This window comes from Devosia sediminis, from assembly GCF_016411825.1.
Taxonomy (GTDB): Bacteria; Pseudomonadota; Alphaproteobacteria; order Rhizobiales; family Devosiaceae; genus Devosia; species Devosia sediminis.
Window position 1 is genome coordinate 81,435 of the sequence record NZ_JAEKMH010000002.1, and the last position, 25,052, is coordinate 106,486.

At 64.0% G+C, this 25,052-nt stretch carries 22 protein-coding genes and 1 riboswitch; of the genes, 15 read left to right on the top strand and 7 right to left on the bottom strand.

The window, feature by feature from the left end:
• Window position 1: 1 nt before the first annotated feature.
• From JEQ47_RS07660 to JEQ47_RS07675, 4 genes are all read left to right on the top strand, one after another.
• Window positions 2-1,855 (top strand): DUF2264 domain-containing protein, encoded by a 1,854-nt coding sequence (locus JEQ47_RS07660; RefSeq protein ID WP_198876813.1) that lies wholly within the window; start codon window positions 2-4, stop codon window positions 1,853-1,855.
• Complete coding sequence (locus JEQ47_RS07665; RefSeq protein WP_407931783.1) at window positions 1,852-2,862, top strand: hydroxyacid dehydrogenase; 1,011 nt, start codon at window positions 1,852-1,854, stop codon at window positions 2,860-2,862. The genes JEQ47_RS07660 and JEQ47_RS07665 overlap by 4 nt, the downstream gene beginning before the upstream one ends.
• A 146-nt stretch (window positions 2,863-3,008) precedes the next feature.
• Entirely contained in the window at window positions 3,009-4,646 is a 1,638-nt protein-coding gene (locus tag JEQ47_RS07670; RefSeq protein WP_328768508.1) for an acyltransferase, read from the top strand.
• Window positions 4,647-4,801: 155 nt separating this feature from the next.
• Complete coding sequence (locus JEQ47_RS07675) at window positions 4,802-5,449, top strand: ThuA domain-containing protein (protein ID WP_198875834.1); 648 nt, start codon at window positions 4,802-4,804, stop codon at window positions 5,447-5,449.
• A gap of 118 nt (window positions 5,450-5,567) precedes the next feature.
• On the opposite strand, the gene JEQ47_RS07680 is transcribed toward JEQ47_RS07675, so the two are convergent.
• Window positions 5,568-6,290: a class I SAM-dependent methyltransferase gene (locus JEQ47_RS07680; protein ID WP_198875835.1), complete on the bottom strand. Its 723-nt coding sequence runs from the start codon at window positions 6,288-6,290 to the stop codon at window positions 5,568-5,570.
• A 152-nt stretch (window positions 6,291-6,442) separates the two neighbouring features.
• On the opposite strand from JEQ47_RS07680, the gene JEQ47_RS07685 reads away from it, so the two are divergent.
• From JEQ47_RS07685 to JEQ47_RS07715, 7 genes are all read left to right on the top strand, one after another.
• Complete coding sequence (locus JEQ47_RS07685) at window positions 6,443-8,878, top strand: EAL domain-containing protein (RefSeq protein ID WP_198875836.1); 2,436 nt, start codon at window positions 6,443-6,445, stop codon at window positions 8,876-8,878.
• A gap of 46 nt (window positions 8,879-8,924) precedes the next feature.
• Window positions 8,925-9,902 (top strand): LacI family DNA-binding transcriptional regulator, encoded by a 978-nt coding sequence (locus JEQ47_RS07690; protein ID WP_198875837.1) that lies wholly within the window; start codon window positions 8,925-8,927, stop codon window positions 9,900-9,902.
• A 117-nt stretch (window positions 9,903-10,019) separates the two neighbouring features.
• Window positions 10,020-11,294 (top strand): ABC transporter substrate-binding protein, encoded by a 1,275-nt coding sequence (locus JEQ47_RS07695; protein ID WP_198875838.1) that lies wholly within the window; start codon window positions 10,020-10,022, stop codon window positions 11,292-11,294.
• Between the two features lie 102 nt (window positions 11,295-11,396).
• Window positions 11,397-12,284, top strand: a complete 888-nt coding sequence (locus JEQ47_RS07700; RefSeq protein WP_328768512.1) for a carbohydrate ABC transporter permease — start codon at window positions 11,397-11,399, stop codon at window positions 12,282-12,284.
• Complete coding sequence (locus JEQ47_RS07705) at window positions 12,281-13,099, top strand: carbohydrate ABC transporter permease (RefSeq protein WP_198875839.1); 819 nt, start codon at window positions 12,281-12,283, stop codon at window positions 13,097-13,099. The genes JEQ47_RS07700 and JEQ47_RS07705 overlap by 4 nt, the downstream gene beginning before the upstream one ends.
• 8 nt (window positions 13,100-13,107) lie before the next feature.
• Window positions 13,108-15,309 (top strand): glycoside hydrolase family 2 protein, encoded by a 2,202-nt coding sequence (locus JEQ47_RS07710; protein WP_198875840.1) that lies wholly within the window; start codon window positions 13,108-13,110, stop codon window positions 15,307-15,309.
• Window positions 15,310-15,321: 12 nt separating this feature from the next.
• On the top strand, window positions 15,322-16,380 hold the full coding sequence (locus JEQ47_RS07715) for an ABC transporter ATP-binding protein (RefSeq protein ID WP_198875841.1): 1,059 nt from the start codon (window positions 15,322-15,324) through the stop codon (window positions 16,378-16,380).
• A 126-nt stretch (window positions 16,381-16,506) separates the two neighbouring features.
• On the opposite strand, the gene JEQ47_RS07720 is transcribed toward JEQ47_RS07715, so the two are convergent.
• Window positions 16,507-17,613 (bottom strand): 2'-deoxycytidine 5'-triphosphate deaminase, encoded by a 1,107-nt coding sequence (locus tag JEQ47_RS07720; protein ID WP_198875842.1) that lies wholly within the window; start codon window positions 17,611-17,613, stop codon window positions 16,507-16,509.
• 124 nt (window positions 17,614-17,737) lie between these two features.
• A riboswitch (SAM riboswitch) is annotated at window positions 17,738-17,813 on the top strand.
• A 40-nt stretch (window positions 17,814-17,853) separates the two neighbouring features.
• On the opposite strand from JEQ47_RS07720, the gene metZ reads away from it, so the two are divergent.
• The 3 genes from metZ to JEQ47_RS07735 all read left to right on the top strand — a co-directional run bounded on the left by metZ (window position 17,854) and on the right by JEQ47_RS07735 (window position 20,481).
• Window positions 17,854-19,062, top strand: coding sequence for an O-succinylhomoserine sulfhydrylase (metZ, locus tag JEQ47_RS07725; RefSeq protein ID WP_198875843.1), 1,209 nt, complete (start codon window positions 17,854-17,856; stop codon window positions 19,060-19,062).
• Between the two features lie 119 nt (window positions 19,063-19,181).
• On the top strand, window positions 19,182-20,003 hold the full coding sequence (locus JEQ47_RS07730) for a transporter substrate-binding domain-containing protein (protein ID WP_198875844.1): 822 nt from the start codon (window positions 19,182-19,184) through the stop codon (window positions 20,001-20,003).
• 10 nt (window positions 20,004-20,013) lie between these two features.
• Window positions 20,014-20,481: a hypothetical protein gene (locus JEQ47_RS07735; RefSeq protein ID WP_198875845.1), complete on the top strand. Its 468-nt coding sequence runs from the start codon at window positions 20,014-20,016 to the stop codon at window positions 20,479-20,481.
• Here the strand turns inward: JEQ47_RS07735 and JEQ47_RS07740 are convergent.
• Both JEQ47_RS07740 and JEQ47_RS07745 read right to left on the bottom strand, forming a co-directional pair.
• On the bottom strand, window positions 20,429-21,085 hold the full coding sequence (locus tag JEQ47_RS07740; RefSeq protein WP_198875846.1) for a DUF2161 domain-containing phosphodiesterase: 657 nt from the start codon (window positions 21,083-21,085) through the stop codon (window positions 20,429-20,431). The genes JEQ47_RS07735 and JEQ47_RS07740 overlap by 53 nt on opposite strands.
• Window positions 21,086-21,098: 13 nt before the next feature.
• Entirely contained in the window at window positions 21,099-21,509 is a 411-nt protein-coding gene (locus JEQ47_RS07745; RefSeq protein WP_198875847.1) for a tellurite resistance TerB family protein, read from the bottom strand.
• A gap of 145 nt (window positions 21,510-21,654) precedes the next feature.
• On the opposite strand from JEQ47_RS07745, the gene JEQ47_RS07750 reads away from it, so the two are divergent.
• On the top strand, window positions 21,655-23,310 hold the full coding sequence (locus JEQ47_RS07750) for a lysine--tRNA ligase (protein WP_328768963.1): 1,656 nt from the start codon (window positions 21,655-21,657) through the stop codon (window positions 23,308-23,310).
• A 6-nt stretch (window positions 23,311-23,316) separates the two neighbouring features.
• On the opposite strand, the gene JEQ47_RS07755 is transcribed toward JEQ47_RS07750, so the two are convergent.
• The 3 genes from JEQ47_RS07755 to JEQ47_RS07765 are packed head-to-tail and all read right to left on the bottom strand — an operon-like array spanning window position 23,317 to window position 25,035.
• Window positions 23,317-24,213 (bottom strand): alpha/beta hydrolase, encoded by an 897-nt coding sequence (locus tag JEQ47_RS07755; RefSeq protein WP_198875849.1) that lies wholly within the window; start codon window positions 24,211-24,213, stop codon window positions 23,317-23,319.
• A 25-nt stretch (window positions 24,214-24,238) separates the two neighbouring features.
• The gene (locus JEQ47_RS07760; protein WP_198875850.1) at window positions 24,239-24,460 is read right to left on the bottom strand and encodes a helix-turn-helix domain-containing protein; all 222 of its coding nucleotides are present in this window, start codon (window positions 24,458-24,460) and stop codon (window positions 24,239-24,241) included.
• Complete coding sequence (locus tag JEQ47_RS07765; protein WP_198875851.1) at window positions 24,460-25,035, bottom strand: hypothetical protein; 576 nt, start codon at window positions 25,033-25,035, stop codon at window positions 24,460-24,462. The genes JEQ47_RS07760 and JEQ47_RS07765 overlap by 1 nt, the downstream gene beginning before the upstream one ends.
• Window positions 25,036-25,052: the final 17 nt, after the last annotated feature.

Here is a 25,052-nt window from a genome sequence, read left to right on the forward strand (position 1 = left end):
AATGACTTATGATCCGGCAACCGACAATCCTCTCTACGACAACCCGCTCAAGACCCGCGTCGATGTCGAAACGGGGTTGCGCGACCTGTTCGACCCGCTCTTGCCCTACTTTTCCGAGGGTGGAGCGCGCGTGCGGCTCGATGGAGCGGCGGCCCATTTCGACCGCGCCGCCGCCGACCTCGAAGGGTTTGCTAGGCCGCTCTGGGGCCTGACGCCGCTGGCGGCAGGTGGGGGAGACTTTGCCCACTGGGAGCTCTATCGGCAGGGTCTCGCCAATGGCACAGATCCGGAGCACCCCGAATATTGGGGCACGGTCAATTCCACCGACCAGCGCATGGTCGAACTAGCCGCCATCGGCTTCACCATGCGCATGGTGCCGCATCTGGTGTGGGCGCCGCTGCCGCAGAAGGCCAAGGACAACCTCGCGGCTTATTTGAAGCATGCGCGAAAGTTCGACTATGCCGACAACAACTGGAAGTTCTTCCGCATCCTGGTCGATCTCGGCCTCGAGGAATGCGGCGTCGACTTCGACCGCTCGCTGACCGAAAAGTACCTCGAGGAACTCGACGGCTTCTACCTCGGCGAAGGCTGGTATCGCGACGGCAATGTCCGCCGCATTGACCACTACATTCCCTTCGCCATGCATTTCTATGGCCTGATTTATGCCAAGCTGGCGCGCGGCGACGACAAGCGCGTCGCCGCCTACAAGGAGCGTGCCGCGCTCTTTGCCAAGGATATCCAGCACTGGTTCGACGAGGATGGCGGCACGCTCGCCTTCGGGCGTTCGCTGACCTATCGCTTTGCCTGCGGCGGCTTCTGGGGCGCGCTGGCCTTTGCCGATCTCGAAGCGCTGCCCTGGGGCAAGATCAAGGGCCACTTCATGCGCCACCTGCGCTGGTGGGCCGACAAGCCCATCGCCCATGGCAATGGTGTGCTCTCCATCGGCTATGCCTATCCGCAGCTCTTCATGTCCGAAAGCTACAATTCGGCCGGTTCGCCCTATTGGGCGCTGAAGGCCTTCCTGCCATTGGCGCTGCCGGCCGACCACCCCTTCTGGACGGCCGAGGAAGAGGAAGCCGGCTTCGAACACAAGCCGGTGCCCCTGAAACATCCAGGCATGGTCATGCAGCACTCGCCGGGCAATGTGGTGGCGCTGTCGAGCGGCCAGCAGAACTGGCAGATGCGCGCTGGCACCGAGAAATACGCCAAGTTCGTTTATTCGAGCCGCTACGGCTTTTCCGTGGAAGTCGACGAGCGCGCCTACCAGTCCGGAGCCTTCGACGGTGCGCTGGCGCTGAGCGACGATGGCCGCCACTACCGGGTGCGCGAAACCAACGAGACCGCGCAGATCGCCGAGAACTGCCTCCATGCGCGCTGGAAGCCCTGGAGTGATGTGACGGTCGAGACGTGGCTGATCCCGGCCCATCACTGGCATGTGCGCGTGCACCGGATTACCACCCCGCGAGCGCTGCATGGCACCGAAGGCGGCTTCGCCATTGCCCGCGCCGACCTCAATGCCGATGACTATATCGACGAGAAGGGCAGGGCGGTGGCGCGCTCGAAAACCGATCTCAGCGCCATTGTCTGCCTTGCCGGTCGGCGCGACGGGCGCGCATTCCGCGCCTTGCCCAACACCAATCTCATCGCGTCGAAAACCATCGTGCCGCAGCTGCGGGGCGACATCGCCGCCGGCACGACTGTGCTGGTGACGGCGGCCATGGCGTTCAAGGCGGGCAGCGAGGCCGAAACGGCTCTCACCACCCCGCCGCGCGCGCCGGACCTGGCGGCTCTCGAGGCCCTCTTTGCCCGCGAGGGCGCTGATGTCAGCGCCATAATGGTGCCGGAGCGGTTCTGATGCGCCCAAAACTGAGTTTTGCCTTCGATCCGCACAAGACCAGGCACGTCTTCGACGAGCATGCCATGCAAAGGCTGGAGGCCTGTTGCGACCTGGTCTCCTCAGTGCCGCTGACCAGCTTTTCGACGCCATCCGCACGCGCGGCACTGGCGGAGACGGAAATCCTCGTCACCGGCTGGGGCTGTCCGATGCTGACCCCTGACCTCTTGCGCGCCGCGCCAAATTTGAAGTTGATTGCCCATGCTGCGGGCACGGTCAAATTCACCGTCGATCCCGTGGCCTATGCGAGCGGTGTCCGTGTCACGCATGCCGCCGAGGCCAATGCCGTGCCGGTGGCCGAATTCACCCTGGCGGCGATCCTTTTTGCCAACAAGCGCATGTTCGAGCTGCGCGACCTCTATCGCGCCGATCCGAGCCGGCGCAGCAGTTACGAGCTGATGGACACGTCCATCGGCAATTTCCGCCGCACCGTAGGCCTTGTCGGCGCCTCGCGCATCGGCCGCAAGGTCGCGGCCATGCTCGAAAATTTCGACATGGATGTGCTGCTCTACGATCCCTTCGTGCAGCCGGACGATCCCCTCGCCCGGCAGGTGGAGCTGGTGGAGCTCGACGCCCTGATGGCCCGCTCCGACGTCGTGTCTATCCATGCGCCGTCGCTGCCCTCGACCCGGCACATGATCGGCGCGCGGCAATTGAAGCTGATGCAGGATGGCGCTGCCTTCATCAACACGGCGCGCGGGGCGCTGGTGGACGAGGCGGCGCTGATCGCGGAATTGCAGACCGGTCGTATCCAGGCCGTCATCGATGTCACCGACCCCGAAATCCCGCCGGCCAACTCGCCGCTGTTCAGCCTGCCCAATGTTTTTCTCACCCCCCATGTCGCCGGCGCCATTGGCACCGAACGGGCGCGGCTCGGGCTGATGGCGGTGGAAGAAGTCGAGCGTTTCGTCCGCGGCGAGCCTATGCTCTATGAAATCGAGCCGGCGCTGCTGGAGAGATTGGCGTGATGGCGGAGACATTCGAGCGAAGTTCGATAGGCGTAGAGGCATCCCAGACCCCTCACCCGTCTCGCCCTGCGGGCGATCCACCCTCTCCCACAAGGGGCGAGGGGGGCACCGAGACCGCGTCGAACACAGGTTTCCCTTATCCCCTCGTGGGAGAAGGTGCCCGAAGGGCGGATGAGGGGGATTGGCACTCATCCCGCCTGCAATTCCTGACTTGGGATCGGAAGCCGGAAGACATTGACAGTCCCGAGCACCGAACCCGTCAAGCCGAACTCGCCGCGCGCGCTGGTGCCAGCTTCCACCCCACGGCCTACGTCGCACGGGATGCCGCCATCTTCACGACCCGCCTTGAACTGGGCGAACAGAGCTGGATTGCCGGGCATGCCCTGGTGCGCGGCGAGGCCACATTCGGTGCGCACTGCACGGTCAATCCCTATGCGATGATCTCGGGCAAGGTCACCTGTGGGAACGGCGTCCGCATTGCCAGCCATGTCTCGCTGGTTGGCTTCAACCACGGCTATGACGACCCCGACACGCCGATCTATCTGCAGAAGCACGAGACGCGCGGCATCACCATCGGGGACGATGTGTGGATCGGCGCCAATGCCGTCGTGGTCGATGGCGTTACAATCGGCAAGGGCGCGGTGATCGCGGCGGGCGCGGTGGTCAGCAAGGACGTGCCCCCGATGGCCATTGTCGGCGGCGTGCCGGCAAAGGTGCTGCGCTATCGTGGCCGCTCGCGTCGCGACGACACACGGGCACAACTGACCGCCCTGGGCGAGCGGGCCAAAAAGCAGTTCCAGGATATCCTCCGGCGCAACATGGTCGATGGCGAATACCTGTCGCGCGAGAACCATGGCGCGGCAAAGATGAGCATTCGCCATCTCTGCGACGCCATCGAGATTGCCACCGGTTTCGATGCTCTCCCCGATGGGCTCGATGTGAAGGCGGCCATCGCGCGGCTGCAGGCGGTGCAGGACGCGGAAACGGGCCTGTTCCCGGATCCGTATCAGGGGCCTAAGCCCGGCGTCGCCATGCGTGACGATGGGCTGGCACTCTACAATGTCCTGGCTGTCGGCTATGCGCTCGAAGTGCTCGGAGCGAGGCCGCTGCACCCGGTATCTGCGGTTGAAATCGGCGCACCGGACCTCTGTGAATGGCTGCGCGGCCTGACCTGGCGAGAGCGAGCCTGGGGGGCGGGCGCCGCGGTCGATGCCATCGGCACCGCTCTCTATTTCAACGCCCGCTATTTCAGCTCCGGCCCGACGCGCGAAACTCTTTTCGGCTGGCTGGCGCTGCACCAGGATCGTGCCTCCGGGCTCTGGGGCTCGCCCACTGCCGACGAGGGACTTTTGCAGCCGGTCAACGGTTTCTACCGGCTGACGCGGGGCACCTATGCCCAGTTCGGCGTGGCCGTGCCGCGACCGGAGGCAGCGATCGACTCGGTGCTGCTCAACCATCGAAACTATGGCGGCTTTTCGGGGCCCACCTACACTGCCTGCAACCTGCTCGATACCATCCATCCAGTGCTGCTCTGCCTTGGCCAGACCGACCATCGCCGCGGCGAGGCCGAGGCGATTGCCAGATCGGTGGTCGCGCGGGCCGGCGAACGCTGGGTCGATGGCGAGGGCTTTGCCTTCGCCGATGGCCAGTCGCCGGGCCTGCAAGGTACGGAAATGTGGCTCTCGGTGGTGCACCTTGCGGCCAAGCTCCTGGGCGAGGAGGACGCGTTCTGCTTCGTCCCCAAGGGTGTGCATCGGACCGAAGCGGTGGGACTGGGGATCTGATTCCTCTCCCCATCGGGGAGAGGGTGGATCGGGCGAAGCCCGAGATGGGTGGGGGGTGCTCAACGCATCCCCGGAATTCATGCAGGACCTCCCCTCATCCGGCGCTGCGCGCCACCTTCTCCCCAATGGGGCGAAGAACAGGAAGGAATATCGACATGACCAAAAAAGCACTCGTTGTCTGGGGCGGCATGGAATTGCATACGCCCGAGCGCGGCGCGCATGTGGTGCGCGAGTTGCTGGAGCAGGAGGGCTTTGGGGTCACGGTGACGCCGGACTATGACGCGCTGGGGGCCGAGGATGTGGGGACGAATGACCTCGTCGTGCCCGTCATTACCGACGGCACGCTCGACCCCGAAAAGATGAAGAATCTCATCGCCGCCATCCGCGCCGGGACAGGTCTCGCGGGCTACCACATGGGCCTCGCGACCACCTTTCGGGCCAGCGTGCCCTTCCGCTATGCCGCCAGCGTTTATTGGGTGCAGCATCCGGGCAATATCATCACCTACACGGTCGACGTGGCCCGCCCCGATCACCCGATTATGGCGGGCATCGACAGTTTCGAGCACACGTCCGAGCAGTATTACCTCAACTACGATCCGGCGGTGGAGGTGCTGGCGACGACGACCTTTTCGGGCGAATACCACCCCTGGCGCAAGGACGTGGTCATGCCGGTGGTGTTCACGACCACGCATGATCAGGGCCGGGTATTCTATACCTCGCTCGGTCATACGGCCGACGAGCTGGAGATCCCGCAGGTGCGCACGATCCTCAAGCGTGGATTGTTGTGGGCGGCGAGGAGTTAACCCCCACCTACCCTCCCCCTGAAAGGGGGAGGGACCGACCGAGTGCACCATTGATGCGGTAGTCACCATGTTTCTCCTCCCCCTTCTCAGGGGGAGGCCGGGTGGGGGTATCTTACTACTACTGCTGCTGCTGCTGTTCCGCCTGCCGCCGCAGCACCTCACTTTCGGGCAAGGCATTGGCGTATCTGAGTTCCCGATTGGCCCGCGCCCAGAAGGCGGGATGGACACGATCAAGCAGTGCGGGGTCATCGGGCACTAGGTCCAGAGACGCGGCGGTGGCGTCGTCGAGGAACAAGATGACATTCTGCCGGTACCAGGCGGGGATGGCCTCGTCGGTCCAGATCAGGGGACGGACTACGTCATAGGCACAGTAGCCATGCGCGTCGAACAGCCTTGCCCAGAAGCTGGGCCATTGCTCGTTGATATGCCCGACCCCGCCCTGGCCGGGTATGGCGGCGCTGAACAGCACGGCCGGCGCCATGGCAACCAGATCGCGCACAAAACCCTCGGCGCGGCCTGGGGTGAGATGCTCGGCCACTTCCAGCGACAGCACGAGGTCGGCCTCGGGGCCGGCAAAGCCCTGTTCGAGATCGGCCGGCGTATAGACGATGGCGGGATCGTCGAGCATGTCGGGTGTCACCCAGCTTCCCTCCATGCCGAAGGCGACGCTCGAGCCGGCCTCCAGAGCCGCCGCGAGGAAGGTGCCCGAGCCGCAGCCGATATCGGCAACGCGGTTGCGCCCGAGCGCGGCCGGCAGGGCGGCGAGGATGCGCCGCGCCGCATGCTGGGTATGGGCGCGCCGGTCGGCGTAGAAATCGGCAGGATAAAGGCTCGTGGTCATGGCGTCCCCTCAGGCGCAGCCCATGCTCGGAAATACCGAGCGCAAGGCGGAATGCGGATCACATTTGCATTTGATCGGCCGCCGGTGACGGTTCCGTAAAGCTTTTACCCGCAGGACTATAGGCAGCTACGGGTTTTTTCATAGGCGCGGAATTGCCGGTCATCGAGTTTTTCTTCACGGCCCATGATCCGGCCCTGATCGTCCTCGCCGCGACGATCTGCATGATCTCGTCCTATGCCTGCATCGGCCTCGCGCGCCACGCGGCCCGATCGAGCGGGCGCATGCGCGACGTCTGGACGGCCGTTGCCGCCATGGCCGTGGGCTTTGGCATCTGGGCGACCCATTTCGTCGCCGTGCTCGCTTTCCGCCCCGGCTTCACCCTCAGCTACGATCTCTGGATGACGGCGCTGTCGCTGCTGATTGCCATCGGCGTCTGCGGCGCCGGCATCGCCATGGCCAGCCGCGGCCGCACCTTTTCCGACCGCTTCCTCGGCGGCGCCGTGGTGGGCGTCGCTATCTCCACCATGCACTATACCGGCATTGCCGCCCTGGTCATGGGCGGGCGCCTGGCCTGGGATCCGGGAATGGTGGCGACTTCGATCCTGGCTGGCATCGCCATGGGCGGCGTCGCCCTCGGCATCGGCATGGATGGCCGCCTGCGCCATATGCTGACCGGGGCACTGCTGCTGACGCTGGCTATCTGCGCCATGCATTTCACGGCCATGGCCGCGGCAGACTTTTCGCTCTGCTTCCCGCTTTCGGTGAATGGCGAACTGGACGGCTTCTGGCTCTCCATTGGTCTCACCTTCATCTCCATCCTGCTCCTGGGCCTGGCCCTGGGTAGTGCCGTGCTCGACGAGGCCGACCGCCGGCGCACCGAGCGGGAGCGGGAACGCGAGCTGCGGGACGCGGCGGAAATCGTGGCGGTGACGCAAAAGCTCGAACTGGCCATGACCCACATGGCCCAGGGCCTCGGACTCTATGGCATCGACGGCACGCTGCAGCTCTACAACCAGCGCTTCCCGACGCTGCTCGGCATCCATCCGCTCACCAATCTCAAGGGGATGAGCTTTCGCGATACCTGCCGGCTGACCATTGCCGGCACGGACGTGGCGGTGGAAGATATCGAGCAGCGCATCGAAGCGACCTTGGCCAGCCACCTGCCGCTGATCGAAGAGGGTGGGGAAATCGTCATCGCCTTCGGCGAAGACCGGGTGCTGCAGGTCAGCCACAGCCCCGTGGGCGACGGCTCGTGGGTGACTACCCTCGACGACATCACCGAGCGGCACCGCTCGCAGCGCGCCATTGCCCATCTCGCCCGGCACGATGGCCTGACCGGCCTGCCCAACCGCGCCCGCTTCAACGAATCCTTCGATTTGGCCCGCAGCCGGGCCGAGGAGACCAGAAGCCAGGTGGCCGTCATCGCCATCGACCTCGATCACTTCAAGGAAATCAACGACAATCACGGCCATGCGGCCGGCGACATGGTGCTCAAGACCCTCGCCTCACGCTTCAACGCGCTGCTGCGCGAGGGCGAAAGCATCGCCCGGCTGGGCGGCGACGAATTCGCGGCGATCAAGGTTTTTTCGGGCATGGATGCGCTGCGCGAATTCCTTGTCCGCCTCGAAGACGCGCTGAGCCGCCGCGTCGAAGGGGAAGGTCTTGCCCTCTCCACCGGCGGCAGCATAGGCGTCGCCGTCTGGCCCGAGGATGGCCGGGACCTGTCCAAGCTGATGAGCAATGCCGACCTGGCCATGTACCGCGCCAAGGCCGAGTTCGACCGCCGCATCTGCTACTATGAACGCGACATGGACGAGCAGGCGCGCGAGCGCCGGGACATGGCCCGCGATCTCTGGACGGCGCTGGAACAGAACGCGTTCTACCTCGCCTACCAGGTGCAGAAGTCGGTCTCGACCGGTGAGACCACCGGCTATGAAGTGCTGCTGCGCTGGAATCGTCCCGGCCATGGCGAGGTTTCGCCATCCGACTTCATCCCCGTGGCCGAGGAATGCGGCGCCATCAACGCCATCGGGGTCTGGGTGCTGAAGATGGCCTGCCTCGATGCCGCGTCCTGGCCCGAGCCCTACAAGATCGCGGTCAATGTCTCGGGGCTGCAACTGGCGCAGGTGGATTTCATCGAGACGGTGCGCTCGACCCTGTTCATGTCGGGCCTGGCGCCCCATCGGCTCGAGCTCGAAGTCACCGAAACCTCGATCATCAGCGACAAGCAGCGGGCCCTCCATATCCTGCGCCAGATCAAGGCCATGGGCGTCTCCATCGCCATCGACGATTTCGGCACCGGCTATTCCTCGCTCGAAACCCTGCGCAGCTTCCCCTTCGACAAGATCAAGCTCGACCGGTCCTTCATGCGCGAAGTGGAGAGCAACGAGCAGTCCAAGGCCATCGTCCGCGCCATCCTGACGCTGGGCAGGAGCCTCTCCGTGCCGGTGCTGGCCGAAGGCGTGGAGACCCGCGCCCAGCTCGACGTGCTGCGCAAGGAAGGCTGCACCGAAGCGCAAGGCTTCCTGCTCGGCCGCCCCGGAGCCATCGACTGGGACGACCGGCTGGAAAGCGGTCTGACGGGCTGAGCAAGGCGATTGACCCCGCCCGGCGCGCGGAAGTAGCGTGCCGCCCATGGTAACGATCAAAGAAATTGCGGCTGCGGTGGGCGTTTCGAGCGCTACGGTGTCGCGCGTGCTCAATTACGATTCCACGCTGTCGATCTCCAACCGGAAGCGGCAAGCCATCATCGAGACGGCCGAGGCGCTGAATTACGCAACGCCACGCGCCCGCAATCGCGCCAACCAGCAGGGCCTCAACAAGGTGGCGCTGGTGCATTTCCTGGCGCCCGAACGCGAACTGGTCGATCCCTATTACGTGGCGCTGCGCCTCGGTATCGAGCGGCGCTGCGCCGCGCTCAAGATCGAAACGGTAAAAGTTTACCACACCGACGCCAAGCCCGACGCGAAACTGCTGCAGGAAGCGTCCGGCACGATCGTCATCGGCCGCCATGACGAGGACGAGACGGAGTGGCTGGCGAAAAATTCCCGGCAGATCGTCTTCGCCGATCACTTGCCGCATGACGACCAGATCGACTCGGTCTCGGCCGACCTGCGCGCGGCTATGGAAAAGTTGCTGGTGGCGCTGGCGGCACGCGGCTACCGGCGCATTGCCTATATCGGCTGGGGCGACCGGCGTGCCCAGGCTTTCGTGCAGTGGATGACTGCAGCCGGCTGGTTCGACGACCGCCTGTTCCGCAGCGGCGACAATACCGAGGAGGGCGGCTATCGCCTGACCCGCGACATTCTCGCCGAGCGCAAGGCGTTCGACGCCATCGTCACCTTCAACGATTCCATGGCCATTGGCGCCTATCGCGCACTGCACGAGGCAGGCCTGTCGATCCCAGGCGATGTCGGAGTGGCCAGCTTCAACGACATTTCGGTCGCCCAGTTTCTCAATCCACCCCTGACCACGGTGCATCTACCGGCCGAGGAGATCGGCGAAACGGCGGTTGAACTGCTGCTCGAAAGGGTCGGCGGGCGGGAATTGGCCAAGCAGATCAGCCTCGCCTCGCGCATCGTCTGGCGCGCCAGCACCCGGGAGATGCCCTGAAAACGGGCGCAGAAAATTATCCGCGGTAAAAATTTACTGAAATTCTTGCGCGCGGGCCAAAAGTCATATTAGTCTTGTCGCAGGGTGTAGAGAAACACCCAATTGGGAGGATTATCAATGACCAGCTTGTCCACGGGCCTCAAGCGCTCGCTCGCCATCGCTCTTGCCGGCGTGTCCATGTTCAGCGTCACCGCCGCTTCGGCCGGTGAAATCACCGTCTGGGCCTGGGACCCGAATTTCAACGGCGCCACCATGAACAAGGCCGCCGAAATCTACTCCGCAGCGCACCCCGACGTGACCGTCACCGTCGTCGACTTCGCCAAGGCCGACCTCGAGACCAAGCTGCAGGCGCAGCTCGCTTCGGGCACCACCGACGGCCTGCCCGACATCGTGCTGATCGAAGACTACGGCGCCCAGAAGTACCTGCAGTCGTTCCCCGGCGCCTTCGAGCCGCTGTCCGGTGCCGTCGATCTCTCGGGCTTTGCGCCCTACAAGACCGAACTCGCCACGCTCAACGGCCAAGGCTATTCGCTGCCCTTCGACTCCGGCGTGACCGGCTTCTTCTACCGCTCGGACATTCTCGAGGAAGCCGGCTACACCGCTGCCGACCTCGAAGACATCACCTGGAGCCGCCTCATCGAGATCGGCCAGGACATCAAGGAAAAGACCGGCCAGATCCTCTTGCCGATCGATCCCAACGATGCAGGCATCTTCCGCATCATGATGCAGTCGGCCGGCTCGTGGTACTTCAATGCCGATGGCAGCGTGAACATCGCCAATAACGACGTGTTCAAGGCCGCCCTCAAGACCTACCAGGACCTCGTCGCCTCGGGCATCACCAAGCCCGTCGCCGGCTGGACCGAATATACCGGTTCGTTCACCTCGGGTGACACCGTCGGCACCGTGACCGGCGTGTGGATGGTCGGCACGATCAAGGCCAATGCCGATCAGTCCGGCCAGTGGGGCATCGCCCCGATCCCGGCGCTGGACGGTGTCGAAGGCGCGACCCACGCCTCCAACCTCGGCGGTTCGAGCTGGTACGTGATGTCCGCCGCCCCCAACAAGGCGGAAGCCATCGACTTCCTCAACACCGTCTGGGGCCAGGACGTCAACTTCTACCAGGAGATCCTCGTCAACCAGGGTGCTCTCGGCTCGCTGCTCGCGGCCCGTGAAGGTGAAGCCTACTCGGCCAGCGACGACTTCTTCGGCGGCGCTCCGGTCTGGCAGAACTTCTCCGATTGGCTCGGCGCCATTCCCGCGGTCAACTATGGCATCTTCACCAACGAAGCCGACGCGGCTGTCGTGGCGCAGATCCCGGCCCTGACCAGCGGCGGCAATATCGATGAGATCGCCGCTGCCATCGAAGCTCAGGTCTCCCAGCAGATCCAGTAATCAACGGCAAACCGGAGGCGGGCACCGCCTCCGGCCTCCCCGAGGCCCTCGCGTTCGCGCGGGGGTCATCGGTGATTTTTGGCTCCGGCATTGGGGGAAAGCGTGGCGCAATCGGGATATGAACGCTCCCAGCAGGTCAATGGCTGGCTTTTCGTGCTGCCCGCCCTCATCCTGCTGGGCATTTTCATGATTTATCCGATCATCTGGTCGCTCTGGATGAGCTTCCAGGTCGGTCGCGGCATGAATTTCAGCTTTGGCGGCTTCACCAACATCATGCGCCTGACCCAGGATCCGGTGTTCCTCCGGGCCCTGTCCAACACGCTGATCTTCCTGGCCATCCAGGTGCCGATCATGCTGATCCTGGCGCTGCTGTTCGCCAACGCGCTCAATGACAGCAAGCTCTGGGGCCGCTCGTGGTTCCGCACCGCGATCTTTCTGCCCTGCGTGACCTCGCTCGTGGCCTATTCGGTGGTCTTCCGCTCCATGTTTGCCCAGGACGGCATCATGAACGAGATGCTGATGGCCCTGCAGATCATCGACAATCCCATTCCCTGGCTGGCCGACCCGTTCTGGGCCAAGGTCGTGATCATCAGCGCCATCACCTGGCGCTGGACCGGCTACAACATGATCTTCTACCTCGCCGCCATGCAGAATATCGACCGCTCGATCTACGAGGCGGCCAAGATCGACGGCGTCCCGGCCTGGGCGCGCTTCTGGTACATCACCGTGCCGATGCTGAAGCCGGTGATCCTCTTCACCACGGTCATTTCCACCATCGGCACGCTGCAGCTCTTCGACGAGCCAAACCTGATCACCAACCAGGGCGGGCCGTCCGACGCCACGTTGACGCTGTCGCTCTATATCTACAACCTCAGCTTCCGCTTCATGCCCAGCTTCGGCTACGCCGCCACGGTCAGCTACGTTATCGTCGTGCTGGTGGGCATTCTCACCCTGATCCAGTTCCTGGTCGCACGGGATCGCCGCGCATGAGCAACCCAATCGCCCTTATCGGTCGCGCCGCAACCTACCTGCTGCTGCTGCTGGCCGCCTTCATCTCGGTCTTCCCCTTCTTCTGGATGGCGGTCGGCGCCACCAATACCTCCGCCGACATCCTCAAGGGCAAGGCCACGCCCGGCGGCGCGCTGTGGGCCAATATGGTGAACTTCTTCTCCTCGGTGGACATGCCGCGGATTCTCTTCAATTCGTTCTTCATCGCTGGCGTCGGCACGGCGCTGACCCTGCTGGTCTCCTCGCTGGCCGGCTATGGCTTTGAGATGTTCAGGAGCCGCTTCCGCGAGCGGATTTTCGGCAGCCTCCTGCTGATGCTGTCCATCCCCTTCGCTGCCCTCATGATCCCGCTCTTCATCATGATGGCCAACCTGAAACTGATTAACACCTATCAGGCGATCATCCTGCCCACGATCGCGTCGATCTTCATCGTCTTCTACTTCCGCCAGGCCACAAAGGCCTTCCCGCACGAGTTGCGCGACGCCGCACGCATCGACGGGCTCAAGGAATGGCAGATCTTCTTCTGGGTCTATATGCCGGTGATGCGCTCGACCTATGCCGCGGCGACGATCATCGTCTTCATGGCCAACTGGAACAATTACCTGTGGCCGCTGATCGTGCTGCAGACCAATGAGATGAAGACGCTGACGCTTGTCGTTGCCGGCCTCACCTCGGCCTATACGCCCGACTGGGGCGTCGTCATGGTCGGCGCGATCTTTGCCACCCTGCCCACTCTCATCATTTTCTTCCTGCTCCAGCGCCGCTTTGTCGAAGGCATGCTGGGCGCCGTCAAATAGAGTATTCCATGCGTCCCCTGATCGATTTCAATTCCGGCTGGCTGTTCGAAGGCAAGGACGAGGTTCGCCTGCCGCATACGGCGGTGGAACTGCCCTTCACCTATTTCGACGAGAAAGAATATCAGCGCGTCTTCACCTATGAGAAGCGCTTCACCGCCGATGCGGCCTGGCAGGGCAAGGACGTGTCCGTGCTCTTCGACGGCGCCATGGCCAATGCCAAGGTCAGCCTCAATGGTGCGGAAGTCGCTGCCCACAAGGACGGCTACACACCCTTCGAGGCGCGGCTGACCGGTAAGCTGAGGGACGGCGAGAACGTGCTGACCGTCACCATCGATGGCAGCGAAAATCCGGACATCCCGCCCTTTGGTGGCCAGATCGACTATCTGACCTATGCAGGCATCTATCGCGAAGCCTGGCTGCGTGTGACCGCGCCCGTTTTTGTCGGCAATGCCAAGGTGGAAACGCCGAATGCGCTGGCTGAGAAGAAGTCGGTGCGGGCGCGCATCGAGCTCAGCATTTCGCAGAACCTGCCGCTCTCGGGCAAGCTGGTCGCAACGCTGCTCGACGGCGACGGCGAGACCATCGCCACCACCGAGGCGGCCATTGCAGGCGGCAGCGTCGAGATCGGTTTCGATGGGCTGTCGGGCATCACCCTCTGGGACCTCAAGACCCCGGCGCTCTATACGCTCGCCGTTACCCTCGAAACGTCGGCCGGTCTGGACGAGGCAAAGTTCCGCTTCGGCTTCCGCACTGCAGAATTCACGACGGAAGGCTTCAAGCTCAACGGCAGGGCGCTGAAACTGCGCGGCCTCAACCGTCACCAGTCCTTCCCCTATGTCGGCTATGCATTGGGCAAGTCGGCGCAGGAGCGCGACGCGGAAATCCTGAAGCACGAGCTCAAGCTCAACATGGTGCGCACCTCGCACTATCCGCAGAGCCACTATTTCCTCGACCGCTGTGACGAACTCGGGCTTCTCGTTTTCGAGGAAATCCCCGGCTGGCAGCATATCGGCGGCGCCGAATGGCAGGACGAGAGCGTCGAAAACGTTCGCCGCATGATCACCCGCGACTGGAACCACCCCTCTATCGTCATCTGGGGCGTGCGCATCAACGAGAGTCAGGACAACCACGATTTCTATCTGCGGACGAACAAGCTGGCCCATGAGCTGGACTCGACCCGTTCGACCGGCGGCGTCCGCTACATCACCGATAGCGAGCTGCTCGAAGACGTCTACACCATGAACGACTTCATCCTCGGCAACGAAGAATGGGGCGGCAACCGTCCGCGCACCCCGCTGCGTCCGCAGCAGGAAGTCACCGGTCTTGATCGCGTCGTGCCCTATATGATCACCGAATATGGCGGGCACATGTACCCGACCAAGTCGTGGGATCAGGAACAGCGCCAGGCCGAGCATGTGCTGCGTCATCTCGAAGTCATGAACGCCGCCTATGGCGATCCGCAGATTGCCGGCTGCATTGGCTGGTGCGCCTTCGACTACAACACCCACAAGGACTTCGGCTCGGGCGACCGCATCTGCCACCACGGCGTGATGGATATGTTCCGCGAGCCCAAGTTTGCGGCCTATGCCTATATCAGCCAGTGCGAGCCGGAGGATGAGGTCATCCTCAAGCCGGTGACCTTCTGGGCCCGTGGCGAGCGCAATATCGGCGGCGTGCTGCCGCTGATGATCCTCACCAATTGCGACGAGGTCGAACTGACCTATGGCAAGAACGCGCCCAAGCGTTTCAAGCCCGATCGCGAGAAATTCCCGCACCTGCCGCATGCGCCCGTTGTCATTACCCGCGCCCATTTGACCGACGAGGAACTGGGCCTCTGGGGCATGAGCTGGGAAGACGCCACCATCACCGGCTATATCGACGGCAAGGCGGTCAAGACCGTCAACTTCATCGCCGACCCGATCGCCCACGAACTCGAAGTCGTGCCCGACACGACCGAACTCGGCGCCGAGGGCGACACCGTGCGAGTCATGGTGCGTGCGCTCGATCAGTCCGGCAAGAAGCTGCCCTTCTTTCCCGAGCCGGTTTCCATCGAAGTTTCAGGCGCCGCCGAGCGTCTGGGCCCCGGCCTCGTGCCGCTGCGCGCCGGCTCCACCGGCTTCTGGCTCAGGACCACCGGCAAGGGCCCGATCACTGTCACCGTCACCAGCGACCGGCTCGGCCGTTCAGTCGCATCGCTTTCCGCAAGCTGAGGAACCTCAACCATGTCCGGATTGAAGCTGGCCAACGTCAAAAAGTCCTTCGGCGCGGTCGAGGTGATCAAAGGCGTCGATCTCGAAATTGCGGACAAGGAATTCGTGGTCTTTGTCGGCCCCTCGGGCTGCGGCAAGTCCACCTTGCTGCGCATGATCGCTGGGCTCGAGCAGATCACGTCGGGCGACCTCACAATTGGCGACAAGCGCATGAACGAGGTCGATCCCTCCCAGCGCGGCATCGCCATGGTGTTCCAGACCTATGCGCTCTATCCGCATATGACGGTGCGCGAGAACATGGGCTTCGCGCTCAAATTCGCTGGTGCTCCGAAGGCCGAAATCGAACAACGGGTCCAGGAAGCTGCTCGCATCCTCGAACTGGGGCCGCTGCTGGAGCGCCGCCCCGGGCAGCTTTCGGGCGGCCAGCGCCAACGCGTCGCCATCGGCCGCGCCATCGTCCGCCACCCGGACGTGTTCCTCTTCGACGAGCCGCTGTCCAATCTCGATGCCGAACTGCGCGTGCATATGCGCATCGAGATCGCCCGGCTGCATCAGGAACTCAACACCACCATCATCTACGTGACCCATGATCAGGTCGAGGCCATGACGCTGGCCGACAAGATCGTAGTGCTGCGCGATGGGCGCATCGAGCAGGTCGGCTCGCCGCTCGACCTCTATGACAATCCCGACAACATTTTCGTGGCCGGCTTCATCGGTTCGCCCAAGATGAATTTCCTCGAAGGCACCGCCGAGACCGACGGGATCCGCCTCACCGATTTCCCTGGCCAGATTATCCCATCGCCAGTCGCGGTCGCGCCCGGCACGCCGGTGACCGTCGGCATCCGCCCCGAGCACTTCTCGGCCGAAGGCAGCGCCGCGCTCGACGTCAATGTCGAGATCATCGAGCATCTGGGCGGGGAAACCTATGCCTATGCCCGCGATACCGGCCGCGAATTGATCACCATCGCCACTGACAACAACCGCACGCTGAAAACCGGCGACCGCTATTCGGCCCGGTTCGATCCTGCGGATCTGCTGGTGTTCGGTCAGGATGGCATGCGGATCCGGTAGGGTACGCAGCCTTCACAACCACCGCGCCGCCGTCGGACTTGATCCGAGGGCCATTCTCAACCATCGCGGAGGCGGCGGTAGGTCCTCGGGTCAAGCCCGAGGACGGAACTGTGCGTGCGGAAGGCGCTACCCTTCGAACGGCCTGAAATGCTTGGACAGCTTCAGCGTCTGGGCCTGGTAGTTTGAGCCGAAGGCGCTGCCATAGAGGCGGTCGGGCTTTTCGGCCAGTTCCTCGTAGATCAGCCGGCCGATGATCTGGCCGTGATGGAGCAGGAACGGCACTTCGCGGCTGCGGACTTCGAGCACGGCGCGGCTGCCGGTGCCGCCGGCGGACGAATGCCCGAAGCCGGGATCGAAAAAGCCCGCATAATGCACGCGGAATTCGCCGACCATCGGATCGAAGGGCACCATTTCGGCCGCGTGGCTGGGCGGCACATGCACCGCTTCGAGGCTGACGAGGATATAAAATTCATCGGGGTCGAGGATGAGTTCGCTCTGCCCGTGGGCGTAAAGCGGCTCCCAGAAATCCAGCACGTCGAGCGCCGCCTTTTTGTCGACATCAACCACGGCCGTATGCCGCTTGGAGCGGAAGCCGATCAGCCCGTCGCGGCCCTGGCCCTGAAGGTCGATGGAGAGAGCCACGCCATTGTCGACCGGTTGGTCGCCGCCGATGACCAGGGTGTCGGAGGCGTGGAGGGCCTGGTGCGCTTGGACGCTGAGGCGCGCATCGCCGGAACGGAACCGCATCTGGGTCAGCCGCGAGCCGGTGCGCACCAGCACAGGAAAGGTGCGGGGGCTGATTTCGAGGTAGAGCGGACCCTTGTAGCCAGGCGGCAATTGGTCGAAGCCGCGAGCCCGGTCGCCGATAACACGGGTAAAAACGTCGAGCCGCCCGGTCGAGCTTTTCGGGTTGGCCGAAGCGCTGACCTCGGCCGGCAGGTCCAGGCTTTCCTCGAGCGGCACGAGATAGACGCAGCCGCGTTCGAGGACGGCGCCTTTGCTGAGGTCGATTTCATGCAGCTTCAGCGCCTCGATGCGCTCGGCCACCGAATGGCCCGGGCCGGGCAGGAAACTGGAGCGGACTCGGAAGGCGGTCTTCCCAAGCCGGAGGTCAAGGCTCGCCGGTTGTACCTGGTCCGCGTCGAACGCGCGGTCCGCCGATATGGCGCCTTCGGCATGGAGCTTCTCGATCAGCCGCGCCGGAAAGACGCCCTTGGGCCAAGTCTCGGTCATCGCGCTCTCTCCGCTGCAAAGCAATTGCCCTCGCCCTTGTGCCAAAGCTCGGTGGACCGGACAAGCCGGGCGGTGACGATTGCTGGGGGCACATGATTGACGCCGCAGGCGTGATGGAATTAGGGTGGCGCCCAGTGGTGATTTGGCCGGTCGCTTGCAGCCACTTTAAACAAGTTGCTAAAGACCGTTTTGGAACCGGCCGCCATTTGCGTGCCGGTTTTTTTGTTGAAGGCGTGACCCATGTCCAAGAAGAACAATCCCCTCCGTGACCCCAGCAAGTTGTCGGCGGCGACGCAGATGGTGCATGGCGGCGGCATGCGCACGGCCTTCAACGAGACCAGCGAGGCCATCTTCCTCAATTCGGGCTATTCCTACCCAAGCTCGGAACATGCGGAATTGCTGTTCCAGGGCAAGATTCCCGGCGGCCACAACTATTCGCGCTTTGCCAACCCGACGGTCGACATGTTCGTCGAGCGCATGGCGCTGCTTGAGGGCGCCGAGGCCGGTCGCGCCTTTGCCTCGGGCATGGCCGCTGTCACCAATGCCGTCATGAGCCAGGTGCGGGCAGGGGACCATATCGTCGCGGCGCAGGCGCTGTTCGGCGGCTGCCGCTATGTCGTCGAGGACTACGCGCCGCGCTTTGGCGTAGAATCGACCCTGGTCGACGGCCGAGATCCGGAAAATTTTGCCCGTGCGATGAAGCCCAATACCAAGCTGGTTTTCATCGAGACGCCGACCAATCCGACGCTGGAATTGGTGGACATCAAGGCCGTGGCCGACATTGCCCATGCCCATGGCGCAAAACTCATCGTCGACAACGTGTTCTCGACTGCGCTTTACCAGAAGCCGCTGGAAATGGGCGCCGACCTCGTCACCTATTCGGCCACCAAGCATATCGACGGGCAGGGCCGGGTGCTGGGCGGCATCGTCCTCGGCTCCAAGGCACTGATCGAGGCGGATGTGCACACGTTCTTGCGCCAGACCGGCGCCACGCTCAGCGCCTTCAATGCCTGGGTGCTGCTCAAGGGCCTCGAAACCTATGGGCTGCGCGTCGAGCGCATGACCGACAGCGCCGAAAAAGTTGCCGCAGCCCTCTCCGGCCATCCCAAGGTTGAGAGGGTGATCTATCCGCATGATCCCAGCCATCCGCAATATGAGCTGGCCAAGCGACAGATGACGCGCGGCTCGACGCTCCTGGCCATCGACGTCAAGGGCGGGCAAGACGGCGCTTTCGCGCTCTCCGACAACCTCGCGGTGATCCTCATTTCCAACAATCTCGGCGACGCCAAATCGCTGATCACCCATCCGCGGACCACGACCCATGCGCGCCTGACCGAAGAGGTGCGATTGGAAACCGGGGTCACCCCGGGCCTCCTGCGCCTGTCGGTGGGACTGGAAGACCCTGATGATCTGATTGCCGACCTGATGTATGGGCTGGACCAGGTCTAGCCATGGTGACCCGCGGCGTGTGTGAAACACCCCCACCCTTGATCCCTCCCCACAAGGGGGAGGGAGACGATGAACACGGGTATCGTCCCCTGCGCCTCCCTCCCCTCGATGGGGAGGGAATGAGGGTGGGGTGGGGCCGCGCGCTCGGCGCAATCGCGCTGGCTCTTTTCGCTACCCCCGCCTTTGCCCAGCCGCTACCCTATCATGCCGACCCCGATGCGCGGGAAATGCTCCCCAGCCTCACGCCCATCCCGGCCATTCGCTTCCTGACCACGGCCGATTTCCCGCCTTTCAATTTCCGGGATACAGGTGGCGAACTGGTCGGCTTCAATATCGATCTCGCCAAGCGCATCTGCGCCGAGGTCAATGTCGCCTGCACCATCCAGGCCTGGCCCTGGGACCAGGCGGCCAATGCCCTTAGTGACAGCCAGGGCGATGCGCTGATCGCCGGGCTTGCCATGACCGAAGAGAACGGCGCCCTGTTCGACTTTTCCTCGACCTACCTCGCCTTGCCGGGGCGGTTCGTCACCCAGGCGGGTGACGTGGAAGGCTTCGACCCTGCGGCATTGGCGGACCAGCGCATCGGCGTGCGGACCGGCAGCGCCCACGAGGCGTTTCTCGAGCGCTACCTGCCCGAGCTCGAACGGGTCGGCTTCGACAGCGAGATATCGGGCATGGAGGCGGTCAAGTCGGGCTCCATCCACGCCTGGTTCGGCGATGCTTTGCGGGCCTCGTTCTGGCTCAATGAAAACCTTGGTTGCTGCGGCTTTGCCGGTGGGGCCTATTTCCGGCCAAGCCTTTTTGGCGAAGGCATGACCATCGCCGTGCCAGCCGGCCACGATCCGGTGCGCCATGCCATTGACTGGGCGCTGGTGCGATTGAAGGAAAACGGCGCTCTCGACGAACTCTACCTGCGCTGGTTCCCCGTCGGCTTTTACTGAGGGACTAGTCATGCGCATCCGGGATATCGGCATCGGTCTTGCAAGCTATGTCGTCGCCGTCTGCGTGTCGGCCATATCTGTGCTCGTGCTGTTCGCCTTGTCCGATGCCGTCACCAGCCAGGCCGGCCGCATGTCGGGTCTCCCCGCCATCGATGGTCCGCTGATCTGGGTCGCCATCTATCTCGTGGGTGCGGTCGGGCTGGTGCCGTTTCTTCTCGCCATTGCCGTGCTGCACCGCATCGGCAAGACCGGTTGGCTGGCCCATACCGTTGCCGGCATCGTCGTCAGTCTCGTAGCGCAGGTGCTGGTCTGGTTCGGCGGCCTTCCCAGCCTTTCCGACCTCATCGCCTCCTCGCCCATCACGCTGGGCGGCGCCGTTGCCGGCTTCACCTATTGGGCGACCAAAGTGCTGCTCGGCCGCTTCGTCAGGCCGTCTGCAGGCGGTGCCGCTCCGCTGCGATCCGACCAGCCTCGGTGAGCTGATAGACCCCGGGGCGGACCCGCTCGAACCAGCCATAGACATTGCCCAGCAGGATCTTGCCCGCGTCGGGAGCCGCCGACCGCATGTCGCGCGGCCGCAGGGGGCCATCGAGCAGGGCTTGGGCGCAGATCAGCGCCTGCTGGCGATAGGCAGTCATGATCGGAATGCGGGTACTGCCGCCAAGCGCCGGGTCACCCTGCCGCCGTTGATGTTCGCGCACAAGGCGAGAGCGCCGCTTGGGATTGGTGCGCGGCATCGGCGAAACGGAACTGACGATGACGCTGACCACGCCCGTGTCGGTGACGCCAAGCATGCCGATGCCGAGCCGCCGGCAGAGCTGGCGATAGCGCTTGTCGGCCTCCCGGCCCCGGCCAGTGGCTGAAATGCGTGCGGCGATCCACACTTCATCGGCCACGGTTGCGCGGTCGACAGCCTGGAGGATCAGCTCGAGATTGAAGCTGAGCTTGAGTTCGCAGACGACGATGACTGGCGGATCGGTCCGGCTGATGCCGACGAGGTCGCAACCGCCGATCTCGCCCTTGACCTCATAGCCGGCCGCTTCGAGGAAGGCTTTGACGGGCAGGTAGAGGGCGGTCTCCATGCCGGACGCGGGCTCAGGCGGGCAGGCGGCGGTGCCGGGCGCGGGCGGCGACTTCGATGGCCGCGGTGGTCAGGCGATCAAGGCTGAGATGGTCGCGCAGCATTTCGAGGAAGCGCAGTTCTTCCTGTTCCAGATGCAGGTCCACCGCCGTTACTTCGACGGCCAGCGCGTAGGCCGTGTCCTGTAGCTTGGGCGGCAGCGCGGCCACGGCTTCGCCCACCACGCGGTCGAGGCCGTCGGGGCCGTTGAGCAGGTCGGCGCAGGCATTGGCGACCTCCTCGAGGCGCGACCTGTCGAAGCTCTCGAAAACCGGCAGGCGGTCGATCAGGGCTGTGATGCGCTTGAGCTCCTTTTCGCTCATGGCGCTGTCCGAGGAAGCAGCCACGATCATCAGGTGGATAAGGGCATCTTGCGCACTGGTCATCTTGGCATTCCAAAGTTGCAACAGAGCCAAAGAACTAGGCGCTCCCACCGCCGTGCGCAACCACCTGCGACATTGACGTTCGCCCGGTTCCGGTGCAATGACCGGGCTCCGTCTTTTCCCGTCGATCCCGAAAGGCCGCTGCCCCGTGTCGCCTGCCGCTTTGCCCGAACTTGACCCCGATTTCTTCGCGCCCGCCCAGACGGCGCGCGCCTGGCCCTTCGAAGAAGCGCGCAAGCTGGTCAAACGCCTGGAAAAGTCGGGCAAGGGCGAGGCCCTGTTCGAGACCGGCTATGGTCCCTCGGGCCTGCCGCATATCGGCACCTTCGGCGAAGTCGCGCGCACCACCATGGTGCGCACGGCCTTCCGCCTGCTCACGCGCGACCAGATCCCGACGCGCCTTTTGTGCTTCTCGGACGACATGGACGGGATGCGCAAGATCCCCGACACCGTCCCCTCCAAGGAGGCGATGGAGCCGCATCTGCAAAAGCCGCTGACTTCGGTCCCCGATCCCTGGACCAACGAATATGCGAGCTTCGGCGAGCATAACAACGCCATGCTGCGCCGCTTCCTCGACACTTTTGGCTTCGACTACGAGTTCGCCAGCGCCACCGACTATTACAAGACCGGCCAGTTCGACACCGTGCTGCGCCTGGCCGCCGAGCGCTACCAGGCGATCATGGACGTGATGCTGCCCACCCTCGGGCCCGAGCGGCAGGCAACTTATTCGCCCTTCCTGCCGATCTCTCCGATTTCCGGCCGCGTGCTCTATGTGCCGATGAAGGAAGTCAATGCCAAGGACGGCACGGTGACCTTCGAGGACGAGGATGGCCACGACACCACCGTGCCGGTCACCGGCGGCCATGTGAAGCTGCAGTGGAAGCCCGACTTCGGCATGCGCTGGGCCGCGCTCGGCGTCGATTTCGAGATGTTCGGCAAGGACCACCAGACCAACCAGCACCTCTACGACAAGATCTGCGCGATCCTCGGCGGCACCCCGCCCGAGCACTATGTCTATGAACTGTTCCTCGACGCCGAAGGCCAAAAAATTTCGAAGTCGAAGGGCAATGGCCTGACCATCGACGAATGGCTGACCTATGCGCCGACCGAGAGCCTCGGGCTCTACATGTTCCAGAAGCCGCGCGTCGCCAAGCGCCTGCATTTCGACGTCATCCCGCGCGCCGTGGACGAGTATTTCTCCTTTGTCGCCGCATACGAACGCCAGGACGCAGCGCAGCGCCTCGAAAACCCGGCCTTCCATGTCCACTACGGCAATGTGCCCCAGGTCGACATGCCGGTGACGTTCGGCCTGCTCCTCAACCTGGCCACGGCCTCCAATCCGGAAACGCCGGAAGTCATGTGGGGCTATATCTCGGCCTATGCGCCGGGCGTTTCGGCCAAGACCCATCCGCATCTCGATGCGCTGGTCGGCTATGCCATGCGCTACTTCCGCGATTTCGTGCAGAAGAACTATCGCGCCCCCGACGAGGTCGAACGCGCCGCGCTCGAAGCCCTGTCGGAGACGTTCGGCAAGCTGCCGGCCGAGGCCAGCAACGAGGACATCCAGAATGCTGCCCTTGATGTCGCGCGCGGCATCGAGCGCTATCAGGATCACTCCAAGCAGGGACCGAATGGCGGTCCTGGTGTCTCGGGCGACTTCTTCCAGATGCTCTACCAGGTGTTGATTGGCCAGGAGCGCGGCCCGCGTTTTGGTTCCTTCGCCGCGCTCTATGGCGTGGAAAACACCCGCCGGCTGATCGCAAGGGCGCTGGCCGGCGAGCTTCAGGCGTCGGCGCAGCGCTGATCTGGTTCAGCAGCTGGTCATCGGCTGCTCGACCCATTGCGCGGCCAGGCTCAACACATCGTCCAGCCGGGACTTGCCGGCCGGCGTCAGCATGCCGTGGTCGAGGCCCGGAAATTCCCAATAGGTGAGGCCGCAGGCGCCGGCCTTGGCATAGGCATCGAGGGTGGGGCGCGATGCCGCCGGCGGGCTGGACGTGTCGAGCCCGCCCTGGATGAGCAGGAACGGCGCTGTGCTGATGAGCATGGCGTCGAGGGCACGCTGATCAAGGATGTCGGCCCAGAATCGGTGCGACGAGCCGGCGAAGATGGCGCTGCCCTCGGGATCTGCCCTCGCGGCGTCGAACCCGGCGGATACTGCAACCTGGCCCTCCGGCGGCAGGGTCATGAGGATGATCTCCTCGAGGGTCATGCCGGTGGCCGATGACAGGATGATCGTGGCGTAAGGCTCCTCGGTGGCGGCGAGCTGCGCCACAGCCAGGCCACCCTCGGAGCCGCCGAACAGCACCAGCTTTGGTCCTGCCAGCTCCTCGTCCTGCCGCACATGGGCGAGCACCGTCCGGTAGTCCTCCACCCGCTGCGTCAGCGTATAGGTCTCGTGGAAGGCAGCCGGGCAGTCGGCAAAGCCGTCGACGATGCCGGCCTCGGGCGTCACGCCGGATTTCTCCACAGTCACCGCCGCATAACCAGCAAAGGCGTCGCGCACCGCAGCCAGCGAAGCATTGTCGGCCGCTGCCGCACATCCCGAGCCCTGGGCAATGAGAATGAGGCCCTCGACCGGACCGTCCGGGCGATCAAAGTGATAGTGGATAGGGCTGCCATCGCCGCGCAGCAGCGTTTCGGCCATGGCCGTAGTCGCCGTGATGAAGGCAAGCGTCATCGCGACGGCGCCGGTGAGGAACCGCATGTCATGTCTCCTTGGGTGAAAAAGCCTAGACCGCCGCTGGCGGATCATCCTCGAAGACGAGGACGTCCCCGGGCTGGCAGTCGAGATAGCGGCAGATGGCTTCGAGCGTATCGAAGCGGATGCCCTTGACCTTGCCTTGTTTGAGAAGGCTGAGATTGGCCTCGGTGATGCCGATATATTCGGCGAGGTCCTTGGACTTCACATTGCGCTGCGCCAGGACGACGCCGAGATTGACCCTGATCGCCATCAGATGAACTGGCTGTTTTCTTCGGCCAAGGCCGCGGCTTTTTCCATGGCCCATGCGAGCGCGGCGACTGTGCCGGCAAACATGGCGAGCAGCAGCATGTCGCTGTCGATGCGCAGGACGAGCTGGCGGTGTCCGGGGGCGGCAGTCCAGGTGAGCACAAGGCCCATCGCCGTGTGCCCTAACAGTTGCGCCAGGGCCGCGAGCATCCCGCCCAGAGCGAAGTCGCGGAGGCCTGCTATGCCCTCGACCGTGAAGGGGCGACCGGCGGCAAAGTTGGCCAGACATGTCCGCAGGCGGGCAAATCCCCAGGCCATAGGGAGGCAGATGACAAGAGCGACCACCGCGGCCGCGAGCCGCTGCCCCATGGCGATGTCGGGCAATAGTTCTGGTGGCAGGCCCACTGCCTGTCGCGCCTCGCCCGGATCGACAAGCAGCCAGTAAGTCACCGAGACGATGGGCAGCAGCGTGGCCAACGTAACTGATCCGATCGCAAGGCCGTTGAACAGCAACCCCATGCGCGGCGCGACATCCATCGCCTTCATCCCGCCGCCTTGCGCTTCTGAGCCAGTGACCATTTCAACCCTCCGATCTG